The sequence below is a fragment of the Thermodesulforhabdaceae bacterium genome, from assembly GCA_037482015.1.
Taxonomy (GTDB): Bacteria; Desulfobacterota; Syntrophobacteria; order Syntrophobacterales; family Thermodesulforhabdaceae; genus JAOACS01.
Map to the genome: position 1 here is coordinate 119,392 of JBBFKT010000004.1, position 15,747 is coordinate 135,138.

Consider the following 15,747-nt stretch of genomic DNA (forward strand, 5'->3'; position numbering starts at 1 on the left):
ACTCCCTTAACCTAGCAAATTCTGTCAGTTACCACATTAGGTTCTTCCTTTGGTTCGTAAATTTGAGTTTTTTCTTCGTCACAAGAATCTGGCTTGGGGGCGAGTTGTTCCGGGGCAACGAGAGCGTGTTTTAGCACTTCTTCCATAATGGTTACAGGTTCTATATGAAGATCTTTTAGGATCTGATCCGGGATTTCCTTAAGATCCTTCACGTTTTCTTGAGGTATCAAAACGGTGGATATTTTTGCGCGATGCGCCGCAAGGATTTTTTCTTTTAGACCTCCGATAGGAAGGATTCTTCCACGGAGAGTGATTTCACCCGTCATAGCCACGTCATGTCTTACAGGAATGCCAGTGAGGGCAGATACTATAGCAGTTGCCATTGTTATGCCGGCTGAAGGCCCATCTTTTGGAATGGCTCCTTCTGGAACGTGGATATGAATGTCAAGATTTTCGTGGAAATCAGGGTTAATTCCAAAATCTCTAGATCTGGATCTGACATAGCTTATTGCAGCGTGAGCGGATTCTTGCATAACTTCGCCAAGCTTTCCGGTGATCGTTATTTTCCCTTTACCTGGCATGGTTACAACTTCGATACCAAGGATTTCTCCACCAAACTCTGTCCAGGCGAGTCCCATTGCTAACCCGATTTCATCCTGTTCTTCTGCATGTCCATAACGGTATCTGGGGACTCCAAGGTATGTCTGGATAAGTTCTCCATCCAGTTCAACTCTAACGGATCGTCCATTTTCTGCTACCTGTCGAGCAACTTTTCGGCATATTGAGGCTATCTCGCGTTCCAGGTTTCTAACGCCTGCTTCCTTTGTGTAGTGCCTTATGATGAAAAGTATTGCATCATCAGAAAAAACCACATTCTCCTCGGATATGCCGTGTTGAGCGCACTGCTTCTTTATTAGGAAATGACGAGCTATTTGTAGTTTTTCCCATTCGGTATAGCCTGGAATCCGAATGATTTCCATTCGATCCTGGAGTGGTAAAGGTATAGAGTGAAGCATATTGGCCGTGGTGATGAAAAAGACCTCGGATAAGTCGTAATCAAGGTCCAGGTAATGGTCATTGAAAGCGTAATTTTGTTCTGGGTCTAGCACTTCCAGCAAAGCTGCAGATGGGTCGCCTCTAAAATCAGAACTCAATTTATCTACTTCATCGAGACACATTACGGGATTTTTGGTTTTTGCTCGCTTCATGCTCTGGATGATTTTTCCAGGGAGTGCACCTATGTATGTCCGACGGTGACCTCTAATTTCAGCTTCGTCACGAACGCCTCCCAATGAAAGGCGGACAAAATTTCTGTTCATAGCTCGAGCTATAGATCGAGCAAGAGATGTTTTACCTACGCCGGGAGGTCCCACAAAGCACAAAATAGGCCCTTTCATTTTATCTACCAGAGCCTGAACAGCGAGATATTCCAGAATACGCTCTTTCGGTTTTTCCAGACCAAAATGGTCTTCCTCAAGCACCCTGGCCGCTTCCTTGATATCAACTTTATCTCTGGTCTTTTCAAACCACGGGACCGAAAGAATCCAGTCAATATAGTTCCTCACCACTGTTGCTTCTGCGCTCATTGGTGACATGAATTTGAGTTTTTTGAATTCGGCTCTAACTTTAGCTGCTGCTTCTTTGGGCAGTCGTTTCTTTTTGATACGTTTTTCTAGCTCTTCCAGTTCCGATCTAAAGTCATCCTTTTCCCCCATCTCTTTCTGAATGGCTTTCATCTGCTCATTTAGATAGTATTCTCGCTGGGTCTTTTCCATCTGTTTTTTGATGCGGTTTTTGATTCGTTCTTCCGTCTTCGCAATCTCTATTTCAGCACGGATGTAGCCCAGCACCAGCTCAAGACATTTGAGCAGATTTGGAGCCTCCAGGATGCTTTGTTTTGATTCAAGCTTGAAGGGTAGATAAGTAGCTGCCATTTCAACGAGACGGTAGGGATCGTCAACCGATTTAATGGACTCCACTACATCATTTGTTATCTTTTTATTGTATTTGGCGTATTCTTCAACAGCTTCAAGAATTCCCCGATAGAGAGCCTCCACATCAACGGCTTTATCTTCCGGGATTTCCTCTTCTTCAATAAGTTTTACTTCTACCATGAAACATTCTTGATCAGGTATGTATCTGGCAATCCGGCCTCTATACTCTCCTTCCACAAGCACCTTTACGGTTCCATCGGGAAGGCGAAGGATCTGCAGTATATTAGCCACCACACCCACTCTGTAGATGTCATCTTCCTTGGGAACATCGATCTTAGCTTGCTTTTGAGCCGCAAGAAAGATCTTTTTGTCCTTCCCGACAGCCCTTTCTAGTGCTCTTATGGATCGATCCCTACCCACGAAGAGAGGCATAGGAACGGAAGTAAAAACGACAATGTCTCTTAAAGGTAAAAGAGGCAGAGTCAGTGTTTGTGATTGTTCTTGGTCTCTCCCCTTGGGACGGATCAACTTAAACATATTTATTTCCCCTTTCTATTCCTTAGGCTATTTCTCTGCTTTGTCCTTCAAAGATAAGCATGGGTTTTTGAGCTCTCAAGACCACATCCTCATCCACAACGCATTCTTTTACGCCTCTAATGGATGGAATTTCATACATGACATCAAGCATTATGCTTTCCATTATGGCTCTTAGACCCCTTGCGCCCGACTTCCTTCTGAGAGCTTCTTTGGAGATGGCTCTTAAAGCAGATTCGGTAAACCTTAACTTAACGTTTTCCATCTCAAAGAGCTTCTGATACTGCCTGACAAGAGCGTTTTTCGGTTCTACTAGGATTCGAACCATCTCGTCTTCGGTGAGTTCATCGAGAGTAGCAATAACTGGAAGACGCCCCACGAATTCTGGGATCATGCCAAATTTTATTAAATCTTCTGGCTGGACTTCAGCGAGAATTTCACCAACTCGCCTTTCCTTTTTGCTGGTAACCTGTGCTCCAAATCCTAAACCTCGCACACCTATCCTTGCCTGGATGATATTTTCCAGATAATTGAAGGCTCCGCCACATATGAAGAGTATATTGGTGGTGTCTATCTTTATAAAATCCTGCTGGGGATGTTTACGTCCCCCCTTTGGTGGCACGTTAGAAATTGTCCCTTCTAGAATTTTGAGAAGAGCCTGTTGCACACCTTCACCTGAAACGTCTCGAGTGATTGACGGGCTGTCAGATTTCTTGGCGATTTTATCTATTTCGTCGATATAGACGATGCCCTTGGAGGCCCGTTCAATGTCGTAATCGGCCGCCTGGATTAAGTTAACCAGGATATTTTCTACGTCTTCCCCCACGTAGCCTGCCTCGGTAAGCGTTGTGGCGTCGGCTATAGTGAAGGGGACGTTTAGCATCTTTGCAAGGGTTTGAGCCAGTAGAGTTTTACCGCTTCCGGTAGGACCAATCATAAGGATGTTGCTTTTTTCAATCTCAACATCACCCTTGCGTTTGTCGATCTTGGTTTCAATGCGCTTATAGTGGTTGTAAACGGCCACAGAAAGAATCTTTTTGGCTGTTTCTTGACCAATTACATATTGATCGAGAAAGGCTTTAATTTCAGCTGGCTTAGGAAGTTTTGATGTTCGTTCTGCCTCTTCTTTTTCATTTTCTTCAGCAATGATGTCGTTACAGAGTTCAACGCATTCGTCGCAGATATACACTGCAGGTCCTGCGATGAGCTTCTTTACCTCATCCTGACTTTTTCCACAAAACGAACATCTTAACTCTCCCATGCGATCGTCTCTTCTTCGTGCCATTACGAATTCCTCCTTCTATACTTGGCGTGGTGTTGTCACGCACGCCCTTTTACTCAAATTTAATGCCCTCCCTTAAAAACATCCACTAATTCTCATAAAGCACCTGTGGGAAGGCTGCTAATGTAGTATAACCATTTTACTTGATTAAATCCAGCAAGAGATATTGGCAATTAACAAATCTCCCGAATTTTAGGAATAAAATAAAGGAGAGATAGGGTTGTTAACACCGTCCGCTATCTCTCCTTGATTTATCTAAGGCGGGAAATTTCTTGGGTGGAAGGTTATACATTTGTATCGGGAGCAGGTTTTTTCTTGGGATCTCTGGAGTATATGACTTCGTCTATGATACCGTATTCCTTTGCTTGTTCTCCGCCCATGTAAAAGTCACGTTCTGTATCTTTTGCTATTTGTTCAAGTGGCCGTCCTGTGTGAATCATCAGTATCCGGTTTAATTCTTCTCGTAGGCGAAGAATCTCTCGTGCTTGAATCTCCACATCTGTTGCCTGTCCTTGGAAACCACCCATGGGCTGGTGTAAAAGTATTCGGGAATGGGGAAGGGCGTAGCGCTTTCCTTTGACCCCTGCAGCAAGTAGCACTGCTGCCATGCTTGCTGCCTGTCCCATGCACAGAGTTGATACATCAGGCTTTATATATTGCATGGTGTCGTAGATTGCTAAGCCTGCGGTTACCAATCCCCCCGGGGAGTTGATGTAAAAATATATGTCTTTGTCCGGGTCTTCTGATTCCAGAAAGAGCATCTGTGCGATGATAACGTTAGCTACATCATCGGTTATGGGAGTTCCTAGAAAAATTATTCTATCCCGCAAAAGCCTGGAATAAATATCAAAAGCTCTCTCGCCTCGGCTGCTTTGTTCAATAACAATTGGTATTAGAGACGCCATAGGTTTCAATTTGCTCCTTCCTCCTTTTGAATATTGTCTTCAGCTTTTTCTTCTGTGGCGGAACCCTGCGAATTTTCAACTATTACAGCATTATCTATAATCCATTTCATGGTTTTATCATAGAGTCTTGCTTCTTTAAGTTTTTCGAAATAAGGATGGTTTTGGATTTGTTCTCGCACGTTTTCTCCGGCATCTCCGAGCATTTTGACCATCGAATCAACAATTTCCTGCTCTTCTTCCTCCGATAGGCTAATTCCTTCCTTTTGGGCAATTTTGTCCAGGATAAGATCTAGCTTTAGAGCCATTTCAGCTTCCGGCCTCATCCTTTCCTTGGATTCAGAAGTTCGAAAGACTCCATCGGGTAGTCGAATGCCCTGACGCTCAAATTGAAACCTCAGATTGGACAACTGTTCTTCAATTTTCCTTTGAATTGCCTTCTCAGGAAGTGGAAAATTATGGAGTTCCAGAAGCTTTTTCTGCACCTGAGCTTCCATAAAATATCTACGGTTATCTTCACGCGTTTTTTCTATGCGATCCCGGATAGCCTGTTTCAGTTCTTCAAAGGAGGAATAACCCACAGCCTTTGCGAGATTATCGTCCAGGTCCGGCAATTTTTTCTCAAGCACTTCTTTAAGACGAATTTCCAACTTTACTGTTTGGTTGCGCCATGCTTCAAGGGGAGCATTATCGTCGAAAGAGAATTCCAAAATCCAGGTTTCTCCCGGCTTCATACCGATTATTTGTCGCTCAACGTTCAGATTGAACTTTCCGTTACCTATCTCTATTTCTATATCTCGAAAATCCTCTATTTGAGACTGTTCTTTTGGTACATCTAACCTTAATATATCACAGATTGCAATCAAACCTTCTCTAAGGCTTTCATTTTTCAGAGATACAAACTCGGCTTGTTCGTGTCTGATAGTTTCTAATTGATCCTGTAAGGCTTCATCTATTGATCTAACTTCTTTGGGGGCTTCAAGTTCCATTCCCTTGTAACCGGTGACATCAAAGGATGGTGCCACCTCCACCACCGTCGTATATACAAGGCTACCGTCTTCAGTGTAATGAAAGTCCTCCAAATCAGCCTGTGAAAGTGGCTTGATCTGCTGTGATTCTACGGCTTCTTGAAAAGTTTCATTGATAAGATCCTGTGCAACTTCCCCTTCGATCGCCTTTCCGTAAAGGCTTTTGATCAAGCTAACCGGTGCCTTACCAGGTCGGAAACCCTTAATATGAGCTTTCCGTGCCACAGATCGGTATCGTTTTTCAATCTCTGGTTGCACCTTACTAGCGGGAATTTCAACCGTTACCTTTTTTTGAGTCTCCGTCCAATCGCTGACCTGTACCCTCATCTCTTCTATGACCTTTCCTAGTGAATAATTCCAATCTTTTTTATAACGTCCCCTCTAGAATTTGACTTCTGTGTGAACACCAAATTGCTAAATATTCACGCTCGTCCATTTCAGTAAACCGTGGTGCGAGAGGGGGGACTCGAACCCCCATGGTTTCCCACTGGATCCTAAGTCCAGCGCGTATGCCAATTTCGCCACTCTCGCACAAATCCTCGCCCTAAACGGTTGAAACCTTATTATTTTCAGGCTATCATTGTCAAGAGTCAAAACCCGTTATCAGGAGTTTGCCTGAATGTTATACCGAATTATTCGATCTGGCAAGTTCGAGTTTTTCTATTCACTTGCTTTGGTAGGTTACAGAGCAACAGGAAAAACCACAGTTGGGAAGATATTGGCCCATCGGCTGGGATGGAACTTTTTAGATATGGACGAACTGCTTGTAAAACGTTTTGGTATGACAATCAGTGATTGGGTAAGTCTTTACGGGTGGAATTCCTTTAGAGATGAAGAGATGAGACTCTTAAAAGATCTTGCTGTAGAAAAACAGGTAGTTTTAGCCACTGGTGGGGGAGTGGTAGAAAGAGCGGAAAATAGAGAACTTCTTAAAAAGAACTTCTTTGTTGTTTGGCTTAAATGCTCTTCGGAAGAGATATTGAACAGGCTTAAAAAGGACGAAAAGTCGTTTAAATATAGACCATCCCTTACCGAGCTTGGGCTTTTTAACGAGATAGTTCACGTTCTCTTGGTTCGTGAGCCTCTTTACCGAGAAGTCGCTCACGTTTCAGTGGATGTTAATGGAAAGAATCCTGAGATGGTTAGCGAAGAGATTATTAAGGCATTTTCATTTTGAATTTGAAAATATATGCGTTTTAGTTCGTTCCTACGCAAAATAAATTTTGAAATACTGGGCAGATGGCGTCTGTAATTTTTAAGTAATTAGTTAGACGTGATATAGATTGTGGTAACCAGTTTGGCAAGGTTTTGGGGTTTTTAACGAGGAGGTGAAAATGCAGTGAGAGTGCTCATGTTTGTTGGGAAGGGAGGAGTAGGGAAAACCAGCATGGCGGCTGCGACTGCTCTTAGAGCAGCAAGGCTTGGTTATCGAACTCTTATCCTCTCGCTTGATATTGCTCATAACCTCTCCGATATTTTCGACCTAGACCGATCTCTTTTCGACATGGCTGACGGAAAACCTGTTAAGGTTACAGATAATCTCTATATCCAAGAACTTGACATGCACCGTGAGCTGCAAAGGAACTGGAAAGAAGTGCACGACTATCTTTCTCTTCTTCTGAACACAGCAGGGTTTCATGATGTTCTTGCAGAAGAACTTGCCATTCTTCCTGGTATGGAAGAAGTGAGTGCCCTTCTCTGGATGAATGCTTATGTTAAAAATAAAAGTTTCGATGCAGTAATCTTGGATTGTGCACCTACAGGTGAATCACTTCGGTTTATAAGTATTCCTACCGCATTAGAGTGGTATATTAAAAAAATCTTTAAACTTGAAAGAAGTATTGCACGAATTGTAAGACCTATTGTGAAGCATGTTTCGGATGTGCCGATGCCGGAAGAATCGTATTTCAATGGCGTTGAGCGGTTGTTTAGCAAACTTCATGGATCGGCGGAAATTCTTACTGATCCGCAAATAACCAGCGTTCGACTTGTCACTAATCCCGAAAAGATCGTTCTCAAGGAAACTCTCAGAGCTTTCATGTATTTTGCTTTGTATAAAGTTAACGTGGATGCGATTATTTTGAACAGGCTCATTCCTCCCTCGGTTACTGATAGTTATTTTACCCACTGGAAGGAGATTCACGCCCGCTATGCTGCCAAGGCAAAAGAATATTTTGATCCGATTCCTATACTTACTGTCGACCTTTTTGATGGTGAGATAGTGGGTATAAGAAGTCTTGAAAGCCTGGGAGAAGTGCTTTACGGTGATCGCAACCCTTTAAGTGTTTTTTACTACGGAATTCCTTTTGAGTTTTCCAAGGATGGCGATTATACAGTGGTTAGAATTAACATACCCTTTGCTAATAAAAACGATGTTGAGGTTTACAGAGTTGGAGATGAACTGGTTGTCAGACTGGGCGCATGCAGAAGAAATATTCCTTTACCCAGGTCTTCACTTGGAGCAGGTGGAGAGATCAGGGCAAGGTTTAACAACGGGCGACTTGAAGTTTTAATAGGAGGTCAAAAAAATGGAGCAACGGGAAGAGAGGAAGGTTTCATGTAAGGAGGGAATTTATGCCTGTCCTGTGGGACAGTTCTTTTCGTTTGTTGAGAAAAGTCTGGGAATAACTAGCGAGTTTAAGAAACACATTTACAATTCGAAGATAGAGTTTCTCAAGGCGGTGAGATCGCTTATTGATGGTAGAATCAAAGACTTAGAGGATAGAATTAACGCTTCTACTAAACGAGCAGAGCGAGTGGAGATTGAATAGTCTACATAAACAGTCCGGATTTTTTGAGGTCGAGAATGTCCGAAAAAATGGCGGTTATAGTGTTTGCGGATGCTATATCAGAGGGGCATGGCATGCCATGCCCCTACCAGGCTATTTTCACAATGGTGTATTGATCTTATGCCCGCAGTGGATAGAAAGGCGCTGCTAGACATAAAAAGCTAGATGGGTTTATACATACCAACCGTAGTTAGTTGTAAGGTCTTTGTTGGAGAAGGTTTACTTCAAAAATCATAGGAGTAATAAAGGGCAATACCTTTTTCCTTGGCATAATCTTCGGCGTTGGGCTGGCTTACCATATAGGTTACAAGCACAGGGAAGACGTTAGCAAAAACTTTTTCGAGTATTTTAAGTTTCTTTCTTATGAAATTATCTATGTCCTTCCTTGATAACTGACTTTTGCTCTCGCCAATAATAGTCAGTAACTGACCGTCCTTTTCCGCTTCACCAATGATGTTTACTTCGATGTATTGGCCCTGCTGATCTTTAACGAACTTTCTTTTTAATCTGCCCCTTACAGTTAATCCATAATCTTGCTCGAGAAGCTTAGGTAGAGCTTTAAATGCTTCATCTTCCAAACGATAACCAACTGTGGCTGTAAGCCCTCCTAGTTGACGTCTAGTTTCAGCGTGTTCGGAAGTAAGCTTTTGAAGTTCTTCTTCGGTGCGTCTTTGAGCTTCGGCAAGTTCCTGAAGTGCTCGGTTAAGTCTTCCAACTTCCTTTTGGGTTTCTCTTTGAGCTTCAGCAAGTTCCTCCACTTTCTGTTCAGTGCGTCTTTGAGCTTCGGCAAGTTCCTGGAGTGCTCGGTCAAGTCTTCCAACTTCCTTTTGGGTTTCTCTTTGAGCTTCGGCAAGTTCCTCCATTTTCTGTTCAGTGCGTCTTTGAGCTTCGGCAAGCTCCCCTATTTTCAACCCTAAATCTCGCACAATTTCTTTTAGTTCATTGAAATCGCTGGTTTTTACCAGGTCGGTATAAGCTTCGTGAATCACCTGTGCCAGCACCGTGGCTTGTTCCGGGGGAAAAACTGCTTTTAGCTTGCTATGGATGTTTTCGTAGCGCATATTTTAGTATGGCTCGCCTATATGATACTTCTCCAGCAGAAGAATATCCCGGGTTTTGGCAGAATTCAAGATATTCTATATTCTTGTGTTTTAGATTCTAATTTCACCGAATTCCAGGGAACACAGATTGATAAGAGGATCAAGCCGGGAACGGATCCCACGATGGTTAGAACATAGTACATTGTCCAGCCAACTTTAGCAGCTATCAAGCCAGTTGGAACGCTCGCTACCACTCTTGTAACTGCCATTAGACTTGAAAAGAAAGCGTACTGTGTTGCTGAATGCTCCTTGTCGCAAAGGCTCATTAGAAAAGCCACGAAACCAGCTGTTCCCATCCCACCGGTGAAATTTTCTACTCCAACAGCGATAACCAGCAGATAATAAACCTTTCCTGCCATTGCAAGACATACAAAAACTAAATTAGATATAGATTGAAAAAAGGCGAAAATCCATAGAGACTTATTAAGCCCTATCCTTGCTACCACAGCCCCTCCTACAAGACTTCCCACAATGGTGCTTCCAAGCCCGAAAGCTTTGTTGACAAGCCCTACATCTGAACGGGAAAAACCGAGATCCAGCAGAAAAGGTGTGCTCATGGCTCCAGCCAATACATCACCGAGTTTGAAAAAGATAATAAAAAAAAGAATCAGCAATGCATTCCGCCTTGTGAAGTAGCTCCGAAGCGGGAATATCACGGCTTCCCCTAGACTCTTTGGCAATCTAGAAGGCGCTCCAGGCTCCTTTGAAAATGCTGTGGCAACCATGCATAAAATCATTATAAGCCCAAGAACTACAAATACTATACTCCATGGAACATGATCAGAAAGAACAAGTGCGAAGGCTCCAGACGTCATCATGGCAAGTCGGTATCCTAAAACTGTTGTTGCTGCGCCGGCTCCGCGTTCCTCTGGAGAAAGTATGTCTGCTCTATATGCATCTATTGCGATGTCTTGCGTGGCGCTCAGAAAAGCAATAGCAAGAGTTACAATGCCCACTGATGTAAGAAGTCTAGGTTCAATGTGAAATAGAGTTCCCTTTTGTTCGCTCAACCACGCCAGAATTCCTAGAGCAAACACAAGTGCGGTTAATCCCCCCTGAGTCGAAAAAATCCAGCCTCGCCTTCTTCCCAGAAAAGGAATTACGTAGTAATCAACAAGAGGAGCCCAGAATATCTTAATACTGTAAGGAAGCCCAACTAGAGAAAAAAAGCCGATCGTCTTTAAATCAACACCTTCAGAAAAGAGCCAAGCTTGAAGGGTAGAGCTGGTAAGAGGTAGGGGAAGGCCGGAAGAAAACCCCAAAGCAGTCATGATAATTACGTTGTAGCGAAGATAGACGCTCCATTTATTCACGAATGTTTCCGCTAATCCCAATATTTATATAAGTTCGACCGCTGCCCTTAATCCCAGGAGATAGCTATGAATTCCAAAACCGCTGATCTGTCCTGAAGCTACAGGGGCAATGACGGATCGGTGTCTAAAATCCTCCCTGGCATGAATGTTGGACATGTGAACCTCCACAATGGGAACATTTAAAATCTCGAGAGCATCTCTTATGGCGTAGCTATAATGAGTCCAGGCTCCTGGGTTTATCACTACGGCTGCGTATTCTTCCAGATAGGCACGATGAATTTTCTCAACCATTTCACCTTCACTATTTGTCTGAAAGCATTCTACTTCAACATCCAGTTCCTTCCCTAATTCTTGCAGAGCTTTGTTAATTTCTTCCAAAGTCCAACTTCCATAGTGATCTGATCTACGCATTCCAAGCATGTTTAGGTTTACTCCATGAAGGACGAGAATTTTTTTCTTCATTAGGTGACTCCTTATAAGCTAAACTATTTTCCCGTTGCCTGAGTAGGGCTTTAATTTATCGAAGAAGGCTTAAAGATGGAAAGAGCAAAATGAACATCGAAAAATTGGTTCTGGAAGATCAAACTCTCAGGGATGGAATACAAAGAGAAAATACTATTCTTTCTACCGATGAGAAGCTTGATCTTATAAAAGAGATGATTTCCTGTGGGTTGAAGCGTTTTCAAATTACATCTTTTGTAAATCCTAAAAAAGTTCCCCAGATGGCTGATGCAGAAGAGCTAATTTCTAGGGTTCAGGCTTTTACTGATATATCCTTTTTTGCCCTTATTTTGAACACTAAGGGGTTGGAAAGAGCACTGAAGGCTGGCTGTTCCAATGTGGAAATTTCCATTTCGGCGAGCCATTCTCACGGGTTGAAAAATGTCGGTATGGGATTTTCCGATACCATAGATGAGTTCGATAACATGCTTCGTCTGGCGAGAAAGGCTAAGGCTTATATAAAGGTAAGCATCCAATGTGCCTTTGGCTGTCAATATGAAGGCGCCATATCTGAAAAAGTTGTCGTGGATCTTGTTATGCAAGGGTTAGACGGGGGCGCTCACGAAGTTTCTCTTGCCGACACAACCGGTATGGCTTTTCCTGAACTGGTTATGGATAGAGTGGCTAAAATTAAGGAAATGATTTCTTCTACGCCGCTTTTTCTCCATCTGCATGATACAGACGGAAAAGGTATTTCTAATGTTGTGGCAGGGATAAAAGCTGGAGTCCGCCATTTTGACGCTACCCTTGGGGGAACGGGAGGATGTCCTTTTATTCCTAATGCTCATCCAAACGTGGCTCTGGAATCTCTCGTTGAAGTGGCTCATCAGATGGGCTTTGAGACTGGCATTGATAAGGGTGGACTCGATCGTGTCAGGGAAAAGCTTATTTATAAACTTAAAAGGGTTTGTTCTGTGTTGTCTTAGATATTCACGTAAATTCACGTAGATGATCACGAGAAGGGGGATAGGAAAATGGAACAAATTTTTAAAGTAAAGGGCATGTCCTGCCAGCATTGTGTAAAGGCTGTAACAAAAGCTCTTCAAGTTTTAGAAGGCGTAAAAAGAGTTGAAGTAAGTCTCGAAAAAGGCGAAGCAAGGATAGAAACTGAAAAACCCCTAGATACTGAAACCATAGCCCAAACGCTCAAAAAGGCTGGATATGAAATAGGCTAGGGGAGAAGTTAGGGAAGGGGCAGAATTTTATCTTTTTGTAACTTACCTGAACAAAATCTAAATTTTTGTTGATAACAAAAACTTGCAGAGTCATAATGACTTTGTGAAAAGATGTATTTACTCTCTCGACAATGGATTAGCTCAAGGAGACAGAAATATGAAAGTATGGGAATTCATGACCAAAAAGATCGAATGGATAAGTGCTGACGACTTCGTCTATGATGCAATAGAGCGGATGGTGAACAAGCGAATTCGATCTCTTGCTGTTTTTTATCCGGAAGATCCTGATCAGAGAGGAGTAATTACGGCACGAGACGTAGTTTTTAAAGTGCTAGGAGAGGGTAAAGATCCCAGAAAGACCAAAATTCGAGATATCGCTTGTAAGCCCATGATTTGCATTTCAAAAGATGAGGACATGGAAAAAGTGCTCGAAATAATGAAGGAACTTAATATTGCTCGAGTCTTTGTTTGTGGTGGTGAAGAAATTATAGGGGTTGTGGCGCTGATGGATGTTATGTATGCGACTTTGATTGAGCGAGCGAGGTCAAATCATAACAATGTTTAAAAAATTCTTTTCTTCAGAAAAGCACGAGCAAATTGCTCTGCAGGAGATGAGAAAGCATTTGGAACTCCTGGAGCGAGCTTCCAAGTGTTTGGTGGATTTTTTGAAAGAGGGCAATAGAGATCTTATTGATGAGATTGTTGACATAGAACGAGAGGGAGACATCGTCCGAAGAGACATCCTCACCGTGCTTTACAAAGGGGCATTCCTTCCTTACCTTCGCCCGAGCCTTTATCGTTTTGTAGAAATTGTTGATGAAACGCTTGATTTAGTTGAGGATGCCGCACGCCTTCTGGAATTCGTTCCACTTGCTTCGTCTCTTCGTGATGATGCTTTGCAAATCGCCGTTCTGAACACCGAAATGATACAAATGCTTATTATAGCCTTCGATACTTTCGTTGTAGGGGATGATTTGAGAGAAAAGATTCTGGCAATAAGACTTTACGAAAAACGAATTGATGATCTGTATCACGATTTATCCCTACGTCTTGTTGATATTCCTATTGAAAGCTTTTGGCATGGAAAAGGAATCGCCGATTTTTTTTCCTTTCTCGTCAGAATTAGCGACTTCGTGGAAGATGCTGCTGACGTGCTTTCGCTTCTTCACCTCAGTTTAAGTTAGAGCGGAGAAAGCTCCTATGGCTAAAGAATGGCTTCTTTCTAGCGGGCTTCTTATGGGATGGAGCCTTGGGGCAAACGATTCGGCGAACATATTTGGAACTGGTGTTGCTAGCGGCTTAATTCGCTACCGCACAGCGATACTTGTCACGGCTTTTTTTGTCATGCTTGGAGCAGTTCTCGAAGGACAAAAATGTCTTAATTCCCTTGGTAGCTTATCCAGTCTTTCTCATTTTGAAGCCTTTGTTGCTCTCTTAACCTCGGCTTTAACCATGACCCTGCTTACTTTCCTTGCTCTTCCCGCTTCAACTTCTCAAGCAATCGTCGGAGCCCTTATGGGCGTGGCGATGTATCACGGAAATCCAGACTTTTCAGTCCTCAGCAAGATTGTAATATGCTGGGTCTTAACCCCGATTGGTGGAATAGTTTGTTCCGTAGTTCTTTATAAGCCGTTCAGAACATTGCTGGTTGACAGAATAAAATCTCTGGTTGCTAGAAACCGCCTTTTTTTTATCGGCATACTTGTTACTGGTTCGTATGGAGCCTATTCCTTGGGTTCTAACAACGTTGCAAACGTTACCGGAGTGTATGTAATTTCCGGACTTCTTTCTCCTACTCTGGCTGTGGTGTTTGGAGGATTAAGTATTGCTCTGGGAGTTCTTACATACAGCAAGAAAACTATGATGACCGTGGGAAAATCTATTGTGCCTCTGGATCCCTTTTCCGCTCTGCTGGCAGTTCTTTCAGAAGCTATAGTGCTTCACGTTTTTACTCAAATTGGAGTTCCTGTATCGTCTTCACAGGCTATTGTTGGAGGAGTTCTTGGTGTCGGTGTGGTTCGAGACTTTCGCACCGTTAATTTTCGTATTTTTGCAAAAATCATCGTTGGATGGGTTATGACCCCCATTATTTCCGGTTTCTTGACCTGGGGATTTTTATTGTCCCGCTCGTTTTTATAAAGCAGGAGGATTATTATGTTCGACTTTTTATGGTATCGATTCCCAACATCAGGCGTTGAAACCTACCTTTTTGTTCCACCCCTTGTGATGTTTATAGCCGCTTCTATTACGGCAACGGGTGGAATATCAGGGGCTTTTTTGCTTCTGCCCTTTCAGGTGAGTGTGTTGCATTACACTTCGCCCGGGGCAAGTGCTACGAATTTTATTTACAACATTGTAGCTATTCCTGGTGGGGTCTATCGCTATATTCGCGATGGAAAATTCTCCTGGACGCTCTTCCTTTCGCTCATGATAGGAACTCTCCCCGGGGTTTTCTTTGGTTACTGGATGCGAATTGTCTATCTTCCAGATCCCAAACGCTTCAAATTCTTTGTTGGTTGCGTGCTTCTATATCTTGGACTTAGAACTATCTGGAGTGCTCTGGGAGAATTTCGTAAAGGAGGCGTTAGACCAACCCAGGTTAAAGGTCGCATATCAAAAGAAATGTTTGGTTTGAGAAGTTATGTGGAATTTGAAAATCGCGGATATGAGTTTTCAAGCCTTGGAGTTATGATTGTTGCTCTTTTCGTAGGGGTAATTGGTGGAGCTTATGGGATTGGAGGCGGAGCGCTTATGGCTCCTTACCTTATTTCGGTTCTCGAACTGCCTGTCTATATCGTTTCAGGGGCAGCTCTCTGTTCTACCTGGGTTACTTCCATACTCGGTGCTGTAATTTATGCTGTTGGTCCTCTTTCAACCCCGTCCACCCAGACGTCTCCTGATTGGTTGTTGGGTGCTCTTTTTGGGGTTGGTGGATTTTTAGGAACTTATTTCGGTGCCTGGCTACAAAAGTATCTTCCTTCTTCCTGGATAAAAGCGGTGCTTGGAATAATCATAGTTTACATCGCTATTCGATATGTTTCGCCCATGGTGGTAAGCACTCTTTCTTCGAAATAGTTCCACTTCCTTGAACAAATTACACGTTCTTGTTCCCCCTCTCTGGAGGGGGTTTTATTTCTGTAGTCAGCTTGGGATAGTTTTAGAAGCTTACCAAACTTTGTCGTGTTTTTA

The 15,747-nt window shown here is 43.0% G+C and carries 16 protein-coding genes and 1 tRNA gene; 9 read left to right on the forward strand and 8 right to left on the reverse strand.

Going from position 1 to position 15,747, the window contains the following annotated elements:
- Positions 1–11: 11 nt before the first annotated feature.
- The 5 genes from lon to WHS38_07045 form a co-directional block, all read right to left on the reverse strand.
- Entirely contained in the window at positions 12–2,471 is a 2,460-nt protein-coding gene (gene lon / locus WHS38_07025) for an endopeptidase La (GenBank protein MEJ5300724.1), read from the reverse strand.
- 22 nt (positions 2,472–2,493) lie between these two features.
- A complete protein-coding gene (gene clpX / locus WHS38_07030; protein MEJ5300725.1) occupies positions 2,494–3,753 on the reverse strand; it encodes an ATP-dependent Clp protease ATP-binding subunit ClpX in 1,260 nt (419 codons plus the stop codon).
- A 281-nt stretch (positions 3,754–4,034) separates the two neighbouring features.
- A complete protein-coding gene (gene clpP / locus WHS38_07035) occupies positions 4,035–4,655 on the reverse strand; it encodes an ATP-dependent Clp endopeptidase proteolytic subunit ClpP (protein MEJ5300726.1) in 621 nt (206 codons plus the stop codon).
- A 5-nt stretch (positions 4,656–4,660) separates the two neighbouring features.
- Positions 4,661–6,007: a trigger factor gene (gene tig / locus WHS38_07040; protein ID MEJ5300727.1), complete on the reverse strand. Its 1,347-nt coding sequence runs from the start codon at positions 6,005–6,007 to the stop codon at positions 4,661–4,663.
- Positions 6,008–6,128: 121 nt separating this feature from the next.
- Positions 6,129–6,211, reverse strand: a tRNA-Leu gene (locus WHS38_07045).
- An 88-nt stretch (positions 6,212–6,299) separates the two neighbouring features.
- On the opposite strand from WHS38_07045, the gene WHS38_07050 reads away from it, so the two are divergent.
- The 3 genes from WHS38_07050 to WHS38_07060 all read left to right on the forward strand — a co-directional run bounded on the left by WHS38_07050 (position 6,300) and on the right by WHS38_07060 (position 8,451).
- Complete coding sequence (locus WHS38_07050; protein ID MEJ5300728.1) at positions 6,300–6,857, forward strand: shikimate kinase; 558 nt, start codon at positions 6,300–6,302, stop codon at positions 6,855–6,857.
- Positions 6,858–7,019: 162 nt separating this feature from the next.
- Positions 7,020–8,243 (forward strand): TRC40/GET3/ArsA family transport-energizing ATPase, encoded by a 1,224-nt coding sequence (locus WHS38_07055; GenBank protein ID MEJ5300729.1) that lies wholly within the window; start codon positions 7,020–7,022, stop codon positions 8,241–8,243.
- Positions 8,209–8,451: a hypothetical protein gene (locus WHS38_07060; GenBank protein MEJ5300730.1), complete on the forward strand. Its 243-nt coding sequence runs from the start codon at positions 8,209–8,211 to the stop codon at positions 8,449–8,451. Before WHS38_07055 ends, WHS38_07060 begins: the two co-directional genes overlap by 35 nt.
- 242 nt (positions 8,452–8,693) lie before the next feature.
- On the opposite strand, the gene WHS38_07065 is transcribed toward WHS38_07060, so the two are convergent.
- The 3 genes from WHS38_07065 to aroQ all read right to left on the reverse strand — a co-directional run bounded on the left by WHS38_07065 (position 8,694) and on the right by aroQ (position 11,344).
- Positions 8,694–9,530, reverse strand: a complete 837-nt coding sequence (locus WHS38_07065; protein MEJ5300731.1) for a hypothetical protein — start codon at positions 9,528–9,530, stop codon at positions 8,694–8,696.
- Between the two features lie 65 nt (positions 9,531–9,595).
- Positions 9,596–10,882, reverse strand: a complete 1,287-nt coding sequence (locus WHS38_07070; GenBank protein ID MEJ5300732.1) for an AmpG family muropeptide MFS transporter — start codon at positions 10,880–10,882, stop codon at positions 9,596–9,598.
- Positions 10,883–10,906: 24 nt separating this feature from the next.
- Positions 10,907–11,344 (reverse strand): type II 3-dehydroquinate dehydratase, encoded by a 438-nt coding sequence (aroQ, locus tag WHS38_07075; protein ID MEJ5300733.1) that lies wholly within the window; start codon positions 11,342–11,344, stop codon positions 10,907–10,909.
- 89 nt (positions 11,345–11,433) lie between these two features.
- On the opposite strand from aroQ, the gene WHS38_07080 reads away from it, so the two are divergent.
- The 6 genes from WHS38_07080 (at position 11,434) to WHS38_07105 (ending at position 15,633) form a co-directional block, all read left to right on the forward strand.
- The gene (locus WHS38_07080) at positions 11,434–12,309 is read left to right on the forward strand and encodes a hydroxymethylglutaryl-CoA lyase (protein ID MEJ5300734.1); all 876 of its coding nucleotides are present in this window, start codon (positions 11,434–11,436) and stop codon (positions 12,307–12,309) included.
- A 48-nt stretch (positions 12,310–12,357) separates the two neighbouring features.
- Positions 12,358–12,558 carry a heavy metal-associated domain-containing protein gene (locus WHS38_07085; protein ID MEJ5300735.1) on the forward strand — a complete coding sequence of 67 codons (201 nt, stop codon included), beginning with the start codon at positions 12,358–12,360 and terminating at the stop codon, positions 12,556–12,558.
- Between the two features lie 157 nt (positions 12,559–12,715).
- Positions 12,716–13,123, forward strand: a complete 408-nt coding sequence (locus WHS38_07090; GenBank protein MEJ5300736.1) for a CBS domain-containing protein — start codon at positions 12,716–12,718, stop codon at positions 13,121–13,123.
- A complete protein-coding gene (locus WHS38_07095; protein ID MEJ5300737.1) occupies positions 13,116–13,742 on the forward strand; it encodes a TIGR00153 family protein in 627 nt (208 codons plus the stop codon). The genes WHS38_07090 and WHS38_07095 overlap by 8 nt, the downstream gene beginning before the upstream one ends.
- A gap of 16 nt (positions 13,743–13,758) precedes the next feature.
- Positions 13,759–14,697 carry an inorganic phosphate transporter gene (locus WHS38_07100; GenBank protein MEJ5300738.1) on the forward strand — a complete coding sequence of 313 codons (939 nt, stop codon included), beginning with the start codon at positions 13,759–13,761 and terminating at the stop codon, positions 14,695–14,697.
- Positions 14,698–14,712: 15 nt separating this feature from the next.
- The gene (locus WHS38_07105) at positions 14,713–15,633 is read left to right on the forward strand and encodes a sulfite exporter TauE/SafE family protein (protein ID MEJ5300739.1); all 921 of its coding nucleotides are present in this window, start codon (positions 14,713–14,715) and stop codon (positions 15,631–15,633) included.
- Positions 15,634–15,747: the final 114 nt, after the last annotated feature.

Excerpts from the sequence above, each read along its gene's own strand:
- WHS38_07100 (MEJ5300738.1), top strand. The coding sequence starts at position 13,759 with ATGGCTAAAGAATGGCTTCTTTCTAGCGGGCTTCTTATGGGATGGAGC.
- WHS38_07050 (MEJ5300728.1), top strand. The coding sequence starts at position 6,300 with ATGTTATACCGAATTATTCGATCTGGCAAGTTCGAGTTTTTCTATTCA.
- WHS38_07095 (MEJ5300737.1), top strand. The coding sequence starts at position 13,116 with ATGTTTAAAAAATTCTTTTCTTCAGAAAAGCACGAGCAAATTGCTCTG.
- WHS38_07090 (MEJ5300736.1), top strand. The coding sequence starts at position 12,716 with ATGAAAGTATGGGAATTCATGACCAAAAAGATCGAATGGATAAGTGCT.
- aroQ (MEJ5300733.1), bottom strand. The coding sequence starts at position 11,344 with ATGAAGAAAAAAATTCTCGTCCTTCATGGAGTAAACCTAAACATGCTT.
- WHS38_07085 (MEJ5300735.1), top strand. The coding sequence starts at position 12,358 with ATGGAACAAATTTTTAAAGTAAAGGGCATGTCCTGCCAGCATTGTGTA.
- WHS38_07080 (MEJ5300734.1), top strand. The coding sequence starts at position 11,434 with ATGAACATCGAAAAATTGGTTCTGGAAGATCAAACTCTCAGGGATGGA.
- lon (MEJ5300724.1), bottom strand. The coding sequence starts at position 2,471 with ATGTTTAAGTTGATCCGTCCCAAGGGGAGAGACCAAGAACAATCACAA.
- WHS38_07065 (MEJ5300731.1), bottom strand. The coding sequence starts at position 9,530 with ATGCGCTACGAAAACATCCATAGCAAGCTAAAAGCAGTTTTTCCCCCG.
- WHS38_07105 (MEJ5300739.1), top strand. The coding sequence starts at position 14,713 with ATGTTCGACTTTTTATGGTATCGATTCCCAACATCAGGCGTTGAAACC.
- clpP (MEJ5300726.1), bottom strand. The coding sequence starts at position 4,655 with ATGGCGTCTCTAATACCAATTGTTATTGAACAAAGCAGCCGAGGCGAG.
- clpX (MEJ5300725.1), bottom strand. The coding sequence starts at position 3,753 with ATGGCACGAAGAAGAGACGATCGCATGGGAGAGTTAAGATGTTCGTTT.
- WHS38_07060 (MEJ5300730.1), top strand. The coding sequence starts at position 8,209 with ATGGAGCAACGGGAAGAGAGGAAGGTTTCATGTAAGGAGGGAATTTAT.
- tig (MEJ5300727.1), bottom strand. The coding sequence starts at position 6,007 with ATGAGGGTACAGGTCAGCGATTGGACGGAGACTCAAAAAAAGGTAACG.